At 67.8% G+C, this 15,972-nt stretch carries 12 protein-coding genes; 3 read left to right on the plus strand and 9 right to left on the minus strand.

What is annotated here, in order from left to right; translation table 11 throughout:
* Positions 1-196 precede the first annotated feature (196 nt).
* From FOB47_RS18240 to phaC, 3 genes are all read right to left on the minus strand, one after another.
* A complete protein-coding gene (locus tag FOB47_RS18240; protein WP_006577377.1) occupies positions 197-937 on the minus strand; it encodes a 3-ketoacyl-ACP reductase in 741 nt (246 codons plus the stop codon).
* Between the two features lie 98 nt (positions 938-1,035).
* Complete coding sequence (locus FOB47_RS18245; protein WP_174781757.1) at positions 1,036-2,214, minus strand: acetyl-CoA C-acetyltransferase; 1,179 nt, start codon at positions 2,212-2,214, stop codon at positions 1,036-1,038.
* Positions 2,215-2,391: 177 nt separating this feature from the next.
* Complete coding sequence (gene phaC / locus FOB47_RS18250) at positions 2,392-4,209, minus strand: class I poly(R)-hydroxyalkanoic acid synthase (protein WP_174781758.1); 1,818 nt, start codon at positions 4,207-4,209, stop codon at positions 2,392-2,394.
* Positions 4,210-4,521: 312 nt separating this feature from the next.
* On the opposite strand from phaC, the gene FOB47_RS18255 reads away from it, so the two are divergent.
* Positions 4,522-4,758 (plus strand): hypothetical protein, encoded by a 237-nt coding sequence (locus FOB47_RS18255; RefSeq protein WP_174781759.1) that lies wholly within the window; start codon positions 4,522-4,524, stop codon positions 4,756-4,758.
* A gap of 70 nt (positions 4,759-4,828) precedes the next feature.
* On the opposite strand, the gene pgeF is transcribed toward FOB47_RS18255, so the two are convergent.
* A complete protein-coding gene (gene pgeF, locus FOB47_RS18260) occupies positions 4,829-5,680 on the minus strand; it encodes a peptidoglycan editing factor PgeF (protein ID WP_244959328.1) in 852 nt (283 codons plus the stop codon).
* Positions 5,667-6,890: an RluA family pseudouridine synthase gene (locus FOB47_RS18265; protein ID WP_174781761.1), complete on the minus strand. Its 1,224-nt coding sequence runs from the start codon at positions 6,888-6,890 to the stop codon at positions 5,667-5,669. The genes pgeF and FOB47_RS18265 overlap by 14 nt, the downstream gene beginning before the upstream one ends.
* Positions 6,891-6,906: 16 nt before the next feature.
* Here FOB47_RS18265 and FOB47_RS18270 point away from each other — a divergent pair, with 16 nt between their 5' ends.
* Entirely contained in the window at positions 6,907-7,740 is an 834-nt protein-coding gene (locus FOB47_RS18270) for an outer membrane protein assembly factor BamD (protein ID WP_023263940.1), read from the plus strand.
* Positions 7,741-7,894: 154 nt separating this feature from the next.
* Here the strand turns inward: FOB47_RS18270 and FOB47_RS18275 are convergent, their stop codons facing one another.
* The 3 genes from FOB47_RS18275 to FOB47_RS18285 all read right to left on the minus strand — a co-directional run bounded on the left by FOB47_RS18275 (position 7,895) and on the right by FOB47_RS18285 (position 11,185).
* Positions 7,895-10,069, minus strand: a complete 2,175-nt coding sequence (locus tag FOB47_RS18275) for a DNA repair helicase YoaA (protein ID WP_174782495.1) — start codon at positions 10,067-10,069, stop codon at positions 7,895-7,897.
* 70 nt (positions 10,070-10,139) lie between these two features.
* Positions 10,140-10,343 carry a DUF465 domain-containing protein gene (locus FOB47_RS18280; protein WP_006580152.1) on the minus strand — a complete coding sequence of 68 codons (204 nt, stop codon included), beginning with the start codon at positions 10,341-10,343 and terminating at the stop codon, positions 10,140-10,142.
* A gap of 35 nt (positions 10,344-10,378) precedes the next feature.
* A complete protein-coding gene (locus FOB47_RS18285) occupies positions 10,379-11,185 on the minus strand; it encodes a hypothetical protein (protein ID WP_174781762.1) in 807 nt (268 codons plus the stop codon).
* Between the two features lie 162 nt (positions 11,186-11,347).
* On the opposite strand from FOB47_RS18285, the gene FOB47_RS18290 reads away from it, so the two are divergent.
* Entirely contained in the window at positions 11,348-13,702 is a 2,355-nt protein-coding gene (locus tag FOB47_RS18290; RefSeq protein ID WP_174781763.1) for a Tex family protein, read from the plus strand.
* 72 nt (positions 13,703-13,774) lie between these two features.
* Here the strand turns inward: FOB47_RS18290 and FOB47_RS18295 are convergent, their stop codons facing one another.
* Positions 13,775-15,673: a potassium transporter Kup gene (locus FOB47_RS18295; protein ID WP_174781764.1), complete on the minus strand. Its 1,899-nt coding sequence runs from the start codon at positions 15,671-15,673 to the stop codon at positions 13,775-13,777.
* Positions 15,674-15,972: the final 299 nt, after the last annotated feature.

The raw sequence follows: 15,972 nt of genomic DNA on the forward strand, positions 1-15,972 counted from the left end.
AAAAGGCACGGGCGCTAAGGAAAACCCGCAAGCAAACGCGAGAAATCGCCGGGCAAAAACGGGAGAAAACGAAGCATCGGCGCGCGCCGCGCGCACGCGCCGGCACGGTGCTGCGGCGCGTCCAACGCAGCGCAGCACCGCCCGCGCCATGTCGGCGTCGGGCGGCGGCGGGCCGGAGCAGTGCCGGCCCGCTCGGTCAGCCCATGTGCAGGCCGCCGTTCAGCGAGAAGTCGGCACCGGTGGCGAAGCCGGATTCCTCCGACGCGAGCCAGGCGCAGATCGAGGCGATTTCCTCCGGCTGGCCCAGGCGCTTGACGGGGATCGTGCCGACGATCTTGTCGAGCACGTCCTGACGGATCGCCTTGACCATGTCGGTGGCGATATAGCCCGGCGACACCGTGTTGACCGTCACGCCCTTGGTCGCGACTTCCTGCGCCAGCGCCATCGTGAAGCCGTGCAGGCCGGCCTTCGCGGTCGAGTAGTTGGTCTGGCCGAACTGCCCCTTCTGCCCGTTGACCGACGAGATATTGATGATCCGGCCCCAGCCGCGATCCGCCATGCCGTCGATCACCTGCTTGGTGACGTTGAACAGCGAGGTCAGGTTGGTGTCGATCACCGCGTCCCAGTCGGCGCGCGTCATCTTGCGGAACACCACGTCGCGCGTGATGCCAGCATTGTTGATTAGCACGTCGACCTCGCCGACCTCCGCCTTGACCTTGTCGAACGCCGCCTTGGTCGAATCCCAGTCGGCCACGTTGCCCTCGGAGGCAATGAAGTCGAAGCCGAGCGCCTTCTGCTGTTCCAGCCAGCGCTCGCGGCGCGGCGAGTTGGGGCCGCAGCCCGCGATCACGCGAAAGCCGTCCTTGGCCAGGCGCTGGCAGATCGCGGTGCCGATGCCGCCCATGCCGCCCGTTACGTATGCAATGCGCTGAGTCATATCCACTCCTGATCAGATTCTTGTTATCGACGCCGGCGCGCCGGTCGGACGGCGCCATGCCGTCCGCATTGAAACCGTGCGTGCCGGCCCGCCCCTCCTCACCGTTCCACGGCGAGCGCCACCCCCATGCCGCCGCCGATGCACAGCGACGCCAGGCCCTTCTTCGCATCGCGCCGCTTCATTTCGTGCAGCAGCGTCACCAGAATGCGGCAGCCCGACGCGCCGATCGGATGGCCGATCGCGATCGCGCCGCCATTGACGTTGACCTTGTCGGTGTCCCAGCCCATCTGCTTGTGCACCGCCAGCGCCTGCGCGGCGAACGCCTCGTTGATCTCCATCAGGTCCAGGTCCTGCACGCTCCAGCCGGCGCGCGACAGGCAGCGCTGCGAGGCCGGCACCGGGCCCATGCCCATGACCTTCGGGTCGACGCCGGCGTTGGCAAAGGCGCGGATCGTGGCAAGCGGGGTCAGGCCCAGCTCGCGCGCCTTGGCGGCCGACATCACCACCACGGCGGCGGCGCCATCGTTGATGCCCGAGGCATTGGCGGCGGTCACGGTGCCCGCCTTGTCGAAGGCCGGCTTCAGGCCGGCGATGCTCTCGAGCGTCGCGCCGTGGCGAACGAACTCGTCGGTGGCGAACGCCACCGGTTCGCCCTTGCGCTGCGGGATCATCACCGGAACGATTTCCTCGTCGAAGCGCCCGGCCTTCTGCGCGGCCTCGGCCTTGTTCTGCGAGCTGACCGCGAACTCGTCCTGCGCCTCGCGCGAGATGCCGTATTCCTTGGCCACGTTCTCGGCGGTGATGCCCATGTGGTACTGGTTATAGACGTCCCACAGGCCGTCGACGATCATCGTGTCGATCAGCTTGGCGTCGCCCATGCGGAAGCCGTCGCGCGAGCCGGGCAGTACGTGCGGCGCCGCGCTCATGTTCTCCTGGCCGCCAGCCACGACGATCTCGGCATCGCCGGAGGCGATCGCATTGGCGGCCAGCATCACGGCCTTCAGGCCCGAACCGCACACCTTGTTGATCGTCATCGCCGGAACCATATGCGGCAGTCCGGCCTTGATCGCCGCCTGGCGCGCCGGGTTCTGTCCCGAGCCGGCGGTCAGCACCTGGCCCATGATTACTTCGCTGACCTGCTCCGGCTTGACGCCGGCGCGCTCGAGCGCGGCCTTGATGACGATGGCGCCCAGCTCGGGGGCCGGCACCTTGGCCAGCGAGCCGCCGAATTTGCCTACCGCGGTGCGTGCGGCCGATACGATCACAACGTCAGTCATGTTCAGTCCTCTCAATGGAATGCGGATACTGCGGATTCAGGTTGTCGATGCGGATGTCGATGCGAGGGTGCGGAAGAGGCAGCGACCGGGTCGGTCTCCCATGAAGGGTTCGCCTTCGGTAACGGTTGAGCTCGTTGGCAGCCCGGCGCTCTCCCCCTCTCGCGTTGCCCCGGTTGTCTAAGCCTTGGCCTTGACGTAGCGGCCAGGCGCCGGCTCGATGGCCGGATAGTCGCGGCTGCCGTACTGCGTCGGTGCCGCCTTTTTCGCGCCGGCGTGCTTGCCGAGCCAGGCAAACCAGTCCGGCCACCAGCTGCCGGGCGCCTCCGTCGCGCCGGCCAGCCAGTCGTTCGGACTGTCGGGCAGGTCTTCGTTGAGCCAGTGGCTGCGCTTGTTCTTCGCCGGCGGATTGATGACGCCGGCGATATGCCCGGACGCGCCCAGCACGAAGCGCAGGTCATTGGACAACAGCCGCGTCGATGCATAGGCGGCCGTCCACGGCACGATATGGTCCTCGCGCGAGCCGTACAGATAGGTCGGCACGTCGATCTTGCCGAGGTCAACCGGCACGCCGCAGACGGTCAGCTTGCCGGGGACCTTCAGCTCGTCCTGCAGATAGGTATGGCGCAGATACCAGCAATACCAGGGTCCTGGCAGATTGGTCGCGTCGCCGTTCCAGAACAGCAGGTCGAACGGCACCGGCGTATTGCCCTTCAGATAGTTGTCGACCACGTAGTTCCAGACCAGGTCGTTCGGCCGCAGGAACGAGAACGTGTTGGCCAGCTCGATGCCGCGCAGCAACGCGCACGGCGCGCCGGCCGCGCCGCCCAGCGTGGCCTCGCGCAACTGCACGTGCGCTTCGTCGACGAACACGTCGAGCACGCCGGTGTCGGAAAAATCGAGCAGCGTGGTCAGCAGCGTCAGGCTCTGCGCGGGGCGTTCGCCGCGGCCCGCCATCACCGCCAGCGCGGTCGACACGATGGTGCCGCCCACGCAGAACCCCAGCACATTGATGCGCGGCTGCCCGCTGATCGCGCGCGCCACCTCGATCGCACGGATCGCACCGTGCTCGATATAGTCGTCCCAGGTGCGCGCCGCCATGCTCGCATCCGGATTGCGCCACGACACCAGGAACACGGTATGGCCCTGCTCGACGATGTGGCGAACCAGCGAGCTCTCCGGCTGCAGGTCGAGGATGTAGTACTTGTTGATGCAGGGCGGCACCATCAACAGCGGGCGCGCGTGCACCTTGGCGGTCAGCGGCTTGTACTGCAGCAGCTGGAAGTATTCGTTCTCGTAGACCACCGCGCCCTCGGTGACCGCGACATTGCGGCCGACCTCGAAAGCCGACTCGTCGGTCTGCGAGATCTTGCCGCGCGTCAGATCCTCGAGCATGTTGCGCAGCCCCGCGCGCAGCGATTCGCCGTTCGATTCGATCAGGCGTCGCTGCGCCTCGGGATTGGTTGCGAGGAAATTGGCCGGCGACATCGCATCGACCCACTGCGTCACCGCGAAGCGGATGCGCTGCCGCGTCTTCGCATCGGCCTCGACGGCATCGGCCATCTCGCTCATCGCGCGCGCGGTCAGCAGATAGAAGGCCGCGGCGTAGCGATACGGCGCGTTGCTGCGCCAGGCATCGCCGGCGAAGCGCCGGTCGGTCAGTTGCACCTGCTGCTGGTCGCCGGCCGCCATCGCGCGCCACAGGTCGGTGAACCCCTGCATGAAGCGCTGCTGGATTTCGGCCAGCTGGGCCGGGGCGATCTTGATACCGGGAAATGCCGTGCCGGGAAATCCGGCGCCGGTAAAGGCGCCGCCCGGGAACGCGCCGAGCGCCGCGAATGCATCCGCGCCGGGCATGCCGCCGGCCGCGCGGCCATTGGCCTGGGCCTGCCTGGACCACTCCAGCCATGTCGCTGGATCGAATGGCCCCGGCGTCGATGAAAACGGTGTGGTCTTTTCTTCCTGTCCGGAAGCTGCCGCGCCTTTGCCGGTCGCCATGATGTCGTGTCTCTCTGCCGTCTGATGGTAAGCCGGCCCGGAACGCGTTCAGCGATTCGCTCCGGGAGAACCGGCACGCGGCGCGCTCCTCCGGCCACGGAGCGCGTGCGGTATGCTTGCCGAATGACGGCCAGCGCGCTTTCCACGGCATACCGTGGTGCGGGGCGCTGCGGGCCGCACAGTTACTCGCCGTCCGGGGCATTGTTGCCTTGCAACGACGACGCTGTCAATGCGGGAAACGTCTTGGCGCAAAGGCGCTCCGCGGCCGCCGATCCTGCCCGCGGCAGTGTCCACGAAGAGGATGAAATTCCGATGTATATCGTCGCGATCGGCTGGCTCTACGTCGCGCTGATGATGGCCATTACCGAACACACGGTGGTGGCCGCGATCGCCACCTTCCTGCTGTATGGCGTCGGGCCGGTCGCGTTGCTGCTCTACATTCTCGGCACGCCCGGACGCCGCAAGCGCCGGCGGGCTGCGGAACAGGCGGAAAAACAAGCGGCACGGCAGGCCAAGGCAGCCACGCCGCCGGACGGCGGCGCTGCATGAAGCCAAATGTCAGGTCGTCCGAACAATAGAGCAGCGGACCGCGCCGCTGCCCGGCAGGCGGCCGGGCCGCTCAACTTTCCTTCGATGCCGGCTCGAGCCAGACCAGGCTCGCCATCCGCCCGGTCACGCCATCGCGCCGGTACGAATAGAAGCGCTGCGGATCGCTGACCGTGCAGGCATCGCCGCCGTGGACGTCGACACAGCCGGCGCGGGCAAGCCGGATGCGGGCCAGCGCATAGAGGTCCGCGAGGTATTTGCCGGCCGCGGCAGGCCGGAACGCTTGCTCCACCGCCTCGCCTTCTGACGGCAACGCCTGCTCGAGAAACGCCGCACGGACTTCGGCGCCGACCTCGAACGCATCCGGGCCGATCGCCGGGCCCAGCCATGCGAGCCACTGCGGCCGCGATCCCGCGTCCTTGCATTGCGCGTCCATGCGGGCCAGCGTGGCCTCGATCACGCCGGCGCACAGGCCGCGCCAGCCCGCATGCGCGGCGCCGACCACCGTGCCGGCACGATCGCACAGCAGCACCGGCAGGCAGTCCGCGGTCATTACCGCGCAGACCTGTCCCGGTGTGGTGCTGATGCTCGCATCGGCGCGCGGCGGCGCGCCGTTCTCCGCGCCGTCGACACCATCGGCACCGTCGGCGCCATCGGCAGTCACCACCGCGCAGCCATGCACCTGATCCAGCCATCTGGGCGCTGCCGGCAGCCAGGTCCGCAGGCGCCGCCGGTTCTGCGCGACCGCATCGGCATCGTCGCCAACGTGGGTACCGAGATTGAGGCCGCCGGCGCTGCCGTCGGCGAGTCCATACGGACCGCGGCTGACGCCGCCGATGCGCGTCGTCGACAGCGCCCGTACCCGCGCCGGCGCGGGCCAGTCGGGTACCAGCTGCGAGAGCCTGCCGGCATCAACGTTGGTCATCGTCATCGTCGTCATCGACCTCGTAAAGGATGGCGCCATCCCATGCCTCACCGTCGCCATCGTCCTCATCGTCGTAGCGATCGCGCTCTTCCAGCGTGGTGAACTCCAGCGCGTCGATCAACGCCTGCAGATCATCCGGTGCCGGCGCGCGCCACGACATCGCCTTGCCGGTGACCGGATGCACCAGACCGAGCCGATAGGCATGCAGCGCCTGGCGTTCGAACGGCACCGGCAACGGCGCCTTGATGGCCGGACGCTGGCCGCGCTGGGTAGCGCGGTGATAGACCGGGTCGCCCAGCAGCGGATGGCCGATCGATTCGAAATGCACGCGGATCTGATGGGTGCGGCCGGTCTCGAGCTGGCACATCACCATCGACACGCAGCCGCGTCCCAGCGGCGCGACGCCCAGCGTACGGAAATGCGTGCGCGAAGGCTTGCCGCTCGCGGTATGAACGACCGCCATGCGGGTGCGCTCGCGCGGATCGCGCCCGATCGGCGCATCGATGGTGCCCTCGTCGGGCGCCTCGCCCCACACCAGCGCCAGATAGGTCCGCTTGACCGTGCGCGCCTGCAGCTGCCGCACCAGATCGGTCTGCGCGGTCAGCGTGCGCGCCACCACCATCAGGCCCGACGTCTCCTTGTCGAGCCGGTGGACGATGCCGGCGCGCGGCAGCGCGGCAGCGGCGGGGTCGCGATGCAGCAGCCCGTTGAGCACGGTGCCGCTCCAGTTGCCGGCGGCCGGATGCACGACCAGGCCGGCGGGCTTGTCGATGACCAGCAGCGCCGCGTCTTCGTAGACGACGTCCAGCGGCACCGGCTCGGGCGTGAAGGCCAGCGTTTCGGGCGCGGCCTGCGGCCGCACCTCGATGCGCTGTCCCATCTGCACGCTGTCGCGCGGCCGGCGCACCGCGCCGTCGACGGTCACGGCGCCGCTGTCGATCCACTGCTGGATACGGCTGCGCGAGAATTCGCTGAACTGGCGCGCCAATAATTTATCGAGCCGTTCTCCGTGTGCGGCGCTGTCGACTTCCAGCACCAGCGGAACCATGTCGGCGCCGCTTTCCACCTGGACAAGTGCGGCCGCGGGCAGCTCGTCGAAATCCTCCAGCTCGGTTTCGACCGCCGCATCGCGTGCGGCCTCGCTGTCGAGGGCCGCTTGCGGGCTGGCGACCGAGGGGCTTGGGCTATAATGCTTGACGCTTTTTTTCATCCGGAATAGGTTGCCCATGCAATCGATGAGCATGAGACGCGCCAGTTGGCGCGCAAGATTTGGAGCGATTCTGCTCGCGGGCGGCTGCGTCATGCTGTCGGCATGCGGCCTGCTCTCGGAACAACCCGACGAAACCGCGGGTTGGTCAGCCAACAAATTATATTCGGAAGCCAAGGACGCTCTCGACAGCGGCGACTATCCGCGCGCGGTCAAGCTGTACGAAAAGCTCGAGGGGCGCTACCCCTTCGGCCGCTTCGCGCAGCAGGCACAGATCGATACGGCCTACGCGAACTACAAGGACGGCGAGACCGCCGCCGCGCTGGCCTCGGTCGACCGCTTCATCCAGCTGCACCCGAACCATCCGTCGGTCGATTACGCCTATTACCTGAAGGGGCTGATCAACTTCAACGACAACCTCGGCTGGCTCGGCCGCTTCTCGGGCCAGGACCTGAGCGAGCGCGATCCGAAGGCCGCGCGCGCGGCCTACGACGCGTTCCACACACTGGTCACGCGCTTCCCGGAGAGCCGCTACACGCCGGACGCGGCGGCGCGGATGCAGTACATCGTCAACTCGCTGGCCCAGCACGAGGTCCACGCGGCGCGCTACTACTATCGCCGCGGCGCCTATCTGGCGGCGGTCAACCGCGCGCAGCAGGCACTGAAGGAATACGATGGCGCGCCGGCCAACGAAGAGGCGCTGTACATCATGATCCGTTCGTACGAGGCGCTCGGCATGAAGGATCTGCGCGACGACACGGCGCGCGTGATGGAGATGAACTTCCCCAACAGCGACTTCATGAAGTACGGCGAACGCCGCGAGAAGGACAAGCCGTGGTGGAAGCTGTTCTGATGCCGCTGCGACAGGCATAGGAAGCATAAGAAAAGCCCGGTTCGATCTGCCGAACCGGGCTTTTTGTTTTGGCGGCTTTTTTTGGGCGGCTTTTTGGGGCGGCTTGTTTTTGCGGCAATCGCGGGCCCACCGGACCGCGGTCGCCGCTGTCGCGCTACGCCTTCTTCAACCCTTCCAGAAACGCCACCACCGTGTCCCGCTCGCGCGTGCGCTTGAACGGCGGCAGGCTTTGCCAGATCTGCCGTCCATAGGGCTTCTCGACCAGCCGCGTGTCGCAGATCACCAGCACGCCCCGATCGGTTTCGGAGCGGATCAGCCGGCCTGCGCCCTGCTTCAGCGTGATCACCGCATGCGGCAGCTGGTGCACGGCGAACGGGCTCAGGCCCTTCTTCTGCAATGCCTCCATGCGCGCGGCCAGCACCGGATCGTCGGGCGGCGCGAACGGCAGCTTGTCGATCACCACCAGCGACAACGCTTCGCCACGTACATCGACGCCCTCCCAGAAGCTCTGGCTGCCGACCAGCACCGCATTGCCCAGCTCGCGGAAGCGATCGAGCAGTTCGGTACGGCTGGCCTGGCCCTGCACCAGGATCGGCAACTGCAGCCCGCGTTCGGCGAAGGCTTCGTACAGCAGGTCGGAGGCGCGCTGCACCGCGCGCAGCGTGGTGCAAAGCAGGAAGGTGCGCCCGCCGGCCGCCTCGATCAGCGGCAAGGCCGCCGCCACCACCGCGTCGGTGAACTGCGGCGACTGCGGCGCCGGAAGGTCGCGCGGCACGTACAACAGGCCCTGCTCGCCATAATCGAAGGGGCTGGGCAGGGACAGCGAGCGGTCCTTGTCGAGCCCGAGCTGCGCGGCATAGTGGGCAAAATTGCCTTTGACCGACAGCGTCGCCGACGTGAAGATCCACGCGCGCGGATGTCCCGCACGCTGGCGCGAGAAGATCGGCGCGATCGACAGCGGCGTGCGGTGCAGCTGCACGGTATGCGAGAACACTTCGACCCAGCGCACCGTTTCGGGCGGATGGAATGAGGGCGCGGTGTCGGCGGACACGGCGCCCGCCGACTCGGCGCTCGCCTCGCCGGACTCCGACAACGCCGCCAGCGCAGGCTGCGCTGCCTCGGCGCCGGCGCCGCCGGCATCGACCGCCGGCTGCGGCGCCGCACTGTCGTCGCGCCAGGCCGCGAGCCGCTGCGCCAGTTCCTGCGCGCGCCGATGGCACTGCTCCAGCGATTCGGCGCGCTCGGCCTGCCCCTGCAGCAGCGCGACCACGTCGCTCAACGCCTTCTCCAGCGCATCGAGCGTGTCGAAGAACGGCTCGCCGATGCGCGCATCGGCCTCGATCTGTCCCAGCGCCAGGCGGACGTTGTCCTTGCCGAAGGCCAGCCGCAGGTCGCGCGTGGCCCGCTCGAACGGCGCAACGATGCCGACCCAGTCGGCCGCATCGCGCGCGTGCGACAGGCCCTCGGCCACCGTATCGCGCGCCAGCTCCAGCAACTGGCTGGTCGACAGGCTGTCGCCGAAGAACAGCGTCGCGGTCTCCGGCAGCTGGTGCGCCTCGTCGAAGATCACCGTATTCGCCGCCGGCAGCAGCTCGGCCATGCCGGTATCGCGCAGCACCACGTCGGCAAAGAACAGATGATGGTTGACCACCACCAGGTCGGCCTGCTGCGCTTCCTTGCGCGCCCGCATCACGAAGCATTCCTTGTGGTGCGGGCATTCGGTTCCCAGGCAGTTGTCGCGGGTCGAGGTCACCAGCTGCCATACCGGCGCGTTCTCGGGCACGCTGGCGAGCTCGGCCTTGTCGCCCGACGACGTAGTCTTGGCGAAGTTGGCGATCTCGCGCAGCCACGCCGCGTCCTGCTTGGACGCCAGCCGCCCGTTCATCTGCGCGCGCTCCATGTGGTAGTGGCAGACGTAGTTGGCGCGGCCCTTGAGCAGCGCGACCGAGACCGGCACATTGAGCGCGCGGCGCACGGTCGGGATGTCGCGCAGAAACAGCTGGTCCTGCAGGTTCTTGGTGCCGGTCGACAGGATCACCTTGCCGCCCCACAGCATCGCCGGTACCAGATAGGCAAAGGTCTTGCCGGTACCGGTGCCCGCCTCGACGATCACCGTGTCGTTCGCCTCGATCGCATCGGCCACCGCGGCGGCCATCTTCGCCTGCGCATCGCGCGGCCGGTAGCCGTCGATGGCCTGCGCCAGCGTGCCGCTCGGCGCGAAGATGCGCGCCAGCGCCGCGGCGCGCGCGTCGGCGGCGTCCGGCTGGATGGCGGGACCGGCGGCATCGTCGCCGGAATGGGAAAGATCGGAATCGGACAAGGCTGGCAGGAATTCGGTGCGCCACCGGGGGTGGCCGGCGGCGCTGGCGTGGCGGCCCGCGGCATCGCGGACCGGGAGATCAGGCGGGAACGTCGGGTTCGAGCTGCAACTGCAGCAGCGTGATGGCGTCCTTCAGCTTCAGCCGGCGCTTCTTGAGCCGGCGCAATTGCAGTTCATCGTGGCTGGCCTCGGCGGACAGCCGGTCGATCAGATAATCCAGATCGCGGTGCTCGATCTGCAGCTCGATGATCTGGCGTGCGACGGTGTTCAGATCGCGGTCCATCGTCCATTGGCCTCCCCCACCGGCGACGTCCATCATCAGAAGCCGAACGGCCGCGGCGACTCGCCGCTGCCCTGCTTTTCCTTGGCCTTGGCGCGGCGCTCCTCGACCTCGCGCTGGCGCTGGATCGCCTGCTGCTGCTTGGCCTCGTACGCCTTGACGTTCTCGGCGCGCTGGCGGGCCTGCTCGGCGCCGCGTTCGCGCGCCTCGCGCATCCGCGCGTCGTAGTCGGCCTGCTTCTGCTGGTATTCGGCGGCATTGGCGGCGCGTTGGGGCGCCTCGGCCTGGCGCTGCGCGTCGCGCAGCTTCTGTTCCTGCTGCTTGCGCTCGAACTCGGCGCGGTTGGCCTGTTCCTCGGCCGCGCGCTGCGGCTGGCTGGCCTCGTACTCGGCCTGGCGCAGCGCCTGCTCGCGATCGCGCCTGGCGGCCTTGAACGCACGCTCGGCCTCGCCGATCTCCAGTTCGCGTTCGCGCAGCACGGCCAGCTCGGTGCGCTGCGTTTCCTTCGCGCGCTCGATGCAGTTGGTGACGAAGAACTTGTCGTAGCAGGCGCGCTCGGCGGTGGCGAAGCGGTAGTTGGTCCAGGCGCGCGAATCGGCCACGGCCTTTCGCTCGGCGTCGAAGTCGCGCGTCGGCTGCAATTCGGCGGAGCCCGAGGTGGCCGCCGCCGGGGCGGAAGCCGCGCCCTGCGCCAGCGCAGCAGGCAGCGGCACGGTCAGGCACGCCAGAGCCAGCGTCAGTGCCAGCATCGGCCCCCTGGCCGGCCCGGCGGCGACCGTCGTTGCCGCACGATCGGCGGCCGGAAAACTTGCCGGCAAAGCGGCCCGTTGTGGCTTGAGGTTCATGGGCGGATTCTACCATCGGGGCATGCCGCCGCGCCCGCGCGCGGCCTCGTGTGCGGCCTGTGCGCCAGGCCGGTTCAGAATCGATCCCGGGCGTACCGCATGCCGGATGAAGCGCCGTTCGCTTGTGGCAAAATGCCCCGCTTTCGACTGAGTGTTTTTTCGATGTCCAACCTGCCAGCTTCCGTCACGCAAAAGATCGTGTCGCTCATCGCGGCCGAGCTGTCCGTCCAACCCCGCCAGGTGGCGGCGGCCGTCGAACTGCTCGACGAAGGCGCCACCGTGCCGTTCATCGCGCGCTACCGCAAGGAGGCCACCGGCAACCTCGACGACACGCAGCTGCGCGCGCTGGAGGAACGGCTGCTGTACCTGCGCGACATGGAGGAACGCCGCGCCGCGATCCTGGCCTCGATCGAGGAACAGGGCAAGCTGACCCCCGAACTGCGCACCGCGATCGAAGCGGCGGTCACCAAGCAGGCGCTGGAAGACCTGTACCTGCCCTACAAGCCCAAGCGCCGCACCCGTGCCCAGATCGCGCGCGAATGCGGGCTGGAACCGCTGGCGCAGGCGCTGCTGGCGGACCCGACGCTGGATCCGCAGGCCGAGGCGGCCAGGTACGTCAACGGCAAGCCGACCGCCGATGGCGGCGTGCCCGACGTCAAGGCGGCGCTGGATGGCGCGCGCGACATCCTGTCGGAGCAGTTCGGCGAGACCGCCGAACTGCTGGGCAAGCTGCGCGAGCATCTGTGGTCCAACGGCGTGGTCACCTCGTCGGTGGTCGAAGGCAAGGAAACCGCCGAGGAAGAGAAGTTCCGCGACTACTACAACTACAGCGAGACCATCCGCACGATCCCGTCGCACCGCGCGCTGGCGCTGTTCCGCGGCCGCAATGCCGGCGTGCTGATGATCAAGCTGGGCCTGGGCGAAGAACAGGACGCGCTGGTGCCGCACCCGTGCGAGGCGATGATCGCGCGCCATGTCGGCATCCAGAACCTGAACCGCCCCGCCGACAAGTGGCTGGGCGACGTCTGCCGCTGGTGCTGGCGCGTCAAGGTGCAGCCGCACCTCGAAACCGAACTGCTGACGCAGTTGCGCGAGAGCGCGGAAGGCGAGGCGATCAAGATCTTCGGCCGCAATCTGCACGAACTGCTGCTGGCCGCCCCGGCCGGCCCGAAGGCGGTGATGGGCATCGACCCGGGCATCCGCACCGGCTGCAAGATCGCGGTGGTCGACGCCACCGGCAAGCTGCTGGAGACCGCGACGATCTACCCGCACGAGCCGCGCCGCGACTGGAACGGCTCGCTGGCCACGCTGGCACGGCTCGCCAGGCAGCATGGCGTCTCGCTGGTGTCGATCGGCAACGGCACCGCCAGCCGCGAGACCGACAAGCTGGTGCAGGACCTGATGCGCCAGGCGCCCGAACTGAAGCTGACCAAGATCGTCGTCAGCGAAGCCGGCGCCTCGGTCTATTCCGCCTCGGAACTGGCGGCCAAGGAATTCCCCGATCTGGACGTGTCGCTGCGCGGCGCGGTGTCGATCGCACGCCGGCTGCAGGACCCGCTGGCCGAACTGGTCAAGATCGATCCGAAATCGATCGGCGTCGGCCAGTACCAGCATGACGTCAACCAGCGCGAGCTGGCGCGCACGCTCGATGCGGTGGTCGAGGACTGCGTGAACGCCGTGGGCGTCGACGTCAATACCGCGTCGGTGCCGCTGCTGGCGCGCGTGTCGGGCCTGAACAGCGTGCTGGCGCGCAATATCGTCGAGTTCCGCGATGCCAATGGCGCCTTCCCCAATCGCGATGCGCTGAAGAAGGTGCCGCGGCTCGGCGACAAGACCTTCGAGCAGGCGGCGGGCTTCCTGCGCATCAATGACGGCGACAATCCGCTGGACCGCTCCTCGGTTCACCCGGAGGCGTATCCGGTCGTCAAGCGCATCCTCGACCATATCAAGAAGGACCTGCGCGAGGTGATGGGCAATCGCGACGCGCTGCGCGGCCTGTCGCCGGCGCAGTTCACCGACGACACCTTCGGCCTGCCGACCGTGCGGGACATCCTCAGCGAACTGGAAAAACCGGGCCGCGACCCGCGTCCGGAATTCAAGACCGCGACCTTCCAGGACGGCGTCGAGGACATCAAGGACCTGCAGCCCGGCATGGTGCTCGAGGGCGTGGTGACCAACGTCGCCGCCTTCGGCGCCTTCGTCGATATCGGCGTGCACCAGGACGGCCTGGTCCATATCTCGGCGCTGTCGAACAAGTTCGTCAAGGACGCGCACGAGGTCGTCAAGGCCGGCCAGATCGTCAAGGTCAAGGTGATGGAGGTCGACGTCAAGCGCAACCGCATCGGCCTGTCGATGCGCCTGGACGACGAGCCCGGCCAGAGCGGCAATCGCGCGGCCGGCGGCGAGCGCCAGGAGCGCGGCGGCAACCGCCCGAGCCGCGGCTTCCAGGGCGGCGGCCGGCGCGAAGCCGAACCGGCCGGCGCGATGGCGGCGGCGTTCGCCAAGCTGAAGCGGTAAGCAAAAAAGCGGGCGGCCCCAAGGCCGCCAGCCGGTCAGGGCGCGCCGCCCGGCTCTTCCCTGCCGCCGCGCTCAGATCTCGACCTTGGTTCCCAGCTCCACCACCCGGTTGGCCGGAATGCGGAAGAAGTCCGATGGCTTGGCGCCGTTCTGATGCATCCACGCGAACAGCGTCTCGCGCCACATCGGCATGCCGGGCAGGCGCGACGGGATCACCGATTCGCGGGCGATGAAGAACGAGGTCTCCATCAGCTCGAATTCCATGTTCAGCTTGCGTTTGGAAAGATCGAGCACCTTCAGCACGTCAGGGGTTTCCTTGAAGCCGTATTCGGACTTCAGGATGAAGACGCCGCCGCCGAGGTCCTTGCAGCTGAGCCGGCGATCGTCGTCGACATACGGAATGTCGCGCGTGACGAAGCTCAGGAACACCACGCGCTCATGCAGCACGCGGTTGTGCTTCAGGTTGTGCAGCAGCGACACCGGCACGAATTCCGTATTGCCGGTCAGGAAAACCGCGGTGCCCTCGACGCGGTGCGGCGGATGCGCCAGCAAGCCGGCCATGAAGGGCTCCAGCGGAATACCCTCCTCCAGGCTGCGCGCGCGCAGCAGCTTGCGGCCGCCGTACCAGGTCATCAGCAGGAAGAAGGCCGCGCTGCCCAGCAGCAGCGGGAACCAGCCGCCTTCGGCGACCTTCAGCAGGTTGGCCGAGAAGAACGACAGATCGATCACCAGGAAGGCCGCGCCAGCGGCGGCCACCACCGCCGGCGGCCATTTCCACACATGCCGCATCACGACGATCGACAGCAGCGTGGTGATCACCATCGTTGTGGTCACCGCGATGCCGTAGGCGGCCGCCAGGTTCTCCGATTTCTTGAAGGCCAGCACCACCATCACGACCGCCACCAGCAACGACCAGTTGATCACCGGCAAGTAGATCTGGCCGATCTCCGCTTCGGACGTGTAGCGGATCCGCATGCGCGGAATGAAGCCGAGCTGGATCGCCTGGCTGGTCAGCGAGAACGCGCCCGAAATCACCGCCTGCGACGCGATCACCGCGGCGCAGGTAGCGAGCAACACCATCGGGATCAGCAGCAGCTCGGGCACCATCAGGTAGAACGGATTGCGCACCGCGCTCGGGTTGCCCAGCAGCATCGCGCCCTGGCCGAAGTAGTTCAGGATCAGGCAGGGCATCACGATCGCGAACCATGAGCGGCGGATCGGCGCGGGACCGAAATGGCCCATGTCGATGTACAGCGCCTCGGCGCCGGTCAGCACCAGGAACACGGCACCGAGCACGATGAAGGCCTGCAGCGAATGCTCGAGCAGGAAGCGCACGCCGTACAGAGGATTGATCGCGGCGAGAATCGATGGCGACTCGATCAGGTGGTAGATGCCCAGCGCGCCGAGCGACAGGAACCACGCCACCATGATGGGACCGAACAGCTTGCCCACCGAAGAGGTGCCGCGCCGCTGCAGCAGGAACAGCACCAGCAGGATCGCCAGGGTGATCGGGATCACGTAGTGCGACAGTGCCGGCGTCGCGATCTCGATGCCCTCGACCGCCGACAGCACCGAGATGGCCGGCGTGATCACCGCATCGCCGTAGAACATGCAGGCGCCGAAGATGCCCAGCATCATCAGCAGCTTGGCCCGCCGCGAGCGCGGTGCGGCGCTGCGCAGCGCCAGCGCCATCAGCGCCAGCACGCCGCCCTCGCCGTCGTTGTCCGCGCGCATCACGAACACCACGTACTTGATCGACACCACCAGGATCATTGCCCAGAACAGCAGCGAGATCACGCCCATCACGGCTTCGGGACTGAACGGAATGCCATGCTCGGCGCTGAAGCACTCCTTCAGGGCATACAGGGGACTGGTGCCGATATCGCCGAAGACGACACCGATCGCCGCGAGTACCAGCATGCGCATGCTGGGGGTCTCGACGAAATAATGGCTCGTGGTGGGTTGTGTCATGGATTCGGAGCGGGCGGCCCGTTATGCCGCGGGCCGCCGCATCGTTGGAGAATTTTTTTGCAATGCACAATCGGGCGCCATTCTAGTGGAAACGGGCCGGCAGCGTCATCAGGAATCTTCTTGGGACCGTGTTCGGCCCGTGTCCGGGGCCATATCCGGGGCGCGCTGCGGAGCGGGCGCGAAGACCTTGCTTGCCGGCGATCGCCCTACCCAGGAACGCAAGGATGCGAGCGAAGCGGCGCTCGGTCAACCCCTGGGGTGTGGTGCGCCCGCCATAGAAAAACGGCGCGACAAGCGGT

Origin of the sequence: Cupriavidus gilardii (assembly GCF_013347325.1) — a bacterium.
Classification (GTDB): Bacteria; Pseudomonadota; Gammaproteobacteria; order Burkholderiales; family Burkholderiaceae; genus Cupriavidus; species Cupriavidus gilardii.

Coding starts and splice junctions, on each gene's coding strand:
- FOB47_RS18240 (WP_006577377.1), bottom strand. CDS start 937: ATGACTCAGCGCATTGCATACGTAACGGGCGGCATGGGCGGCATCGGC.
- FOB47_RS18245 (WP_174781757.1), bottom strand. CDS start 2,214: ATGACTGACGTTGTGATCGTATCGGCCGCACGCACCGCGGTAGGCAAA.
- phaC (WP_174781758.1), bottom strand. CDS start 4,209: ATGGCGACCGGCAAAGGCGCGGCAGCTTCCGGACAGGAAGAAAAGACC.
- FOB47_RS18255 (WP_174781759.1), top strand. CDS start 4,522: ATGTATATCGTCGCGATCGGCTGGCTCTACGTCGCGCTGATGATGGCC.
- pgeF (WP_244959328.1), bottom strand. CDS start 5,680: ATGACCAACGTTGATGCCGGCAGGCTCTCGCAGCTGGTACCCGACTGG.
- FOB47_RS18265 (WP_174781761.1), bottom strand. CDS start 6,890: ATGAAAAAAAGCGTCAAGCATTATAGCCCAAGCCCCTCGGTCGCCAGC.
- FOB47_RS18270 (WP_023263940.1), top strand. CDS start 6,907: ATGCAATCGATGAGCATGAGACGCGCCAGTTGGCGCGCAAGATTTGGA.
- FOB47_RS18280 (WP_006580152.1), bottom strand. CDS start 10,343: ATGGACCGCGATCTGAACACCGTCGCACGCCAGATCATCGAGCTGCAG.
- FOB47_RS18285 (WP_174781762.1), bottom strand. CDS start 11,185: ATGAACCTCAAGCCACAACGGGCCGCTTTGCCGGCAAGTTTTCCGGCC.
- FOB47_RS18290 (WP_174781763.1), top strand. CDS start 11,348: ATGTCCAACCTGCCAGCTTCCGTCACGCAAAAGATCGTGTCGCTCATC.
- FOB47_RS18295 (WP_174781764.1), bottom strand. CDS start 15,673: ATGACACAACCCACCACGAGCCATTATTTCGTCGAGACCCCCAGCATG.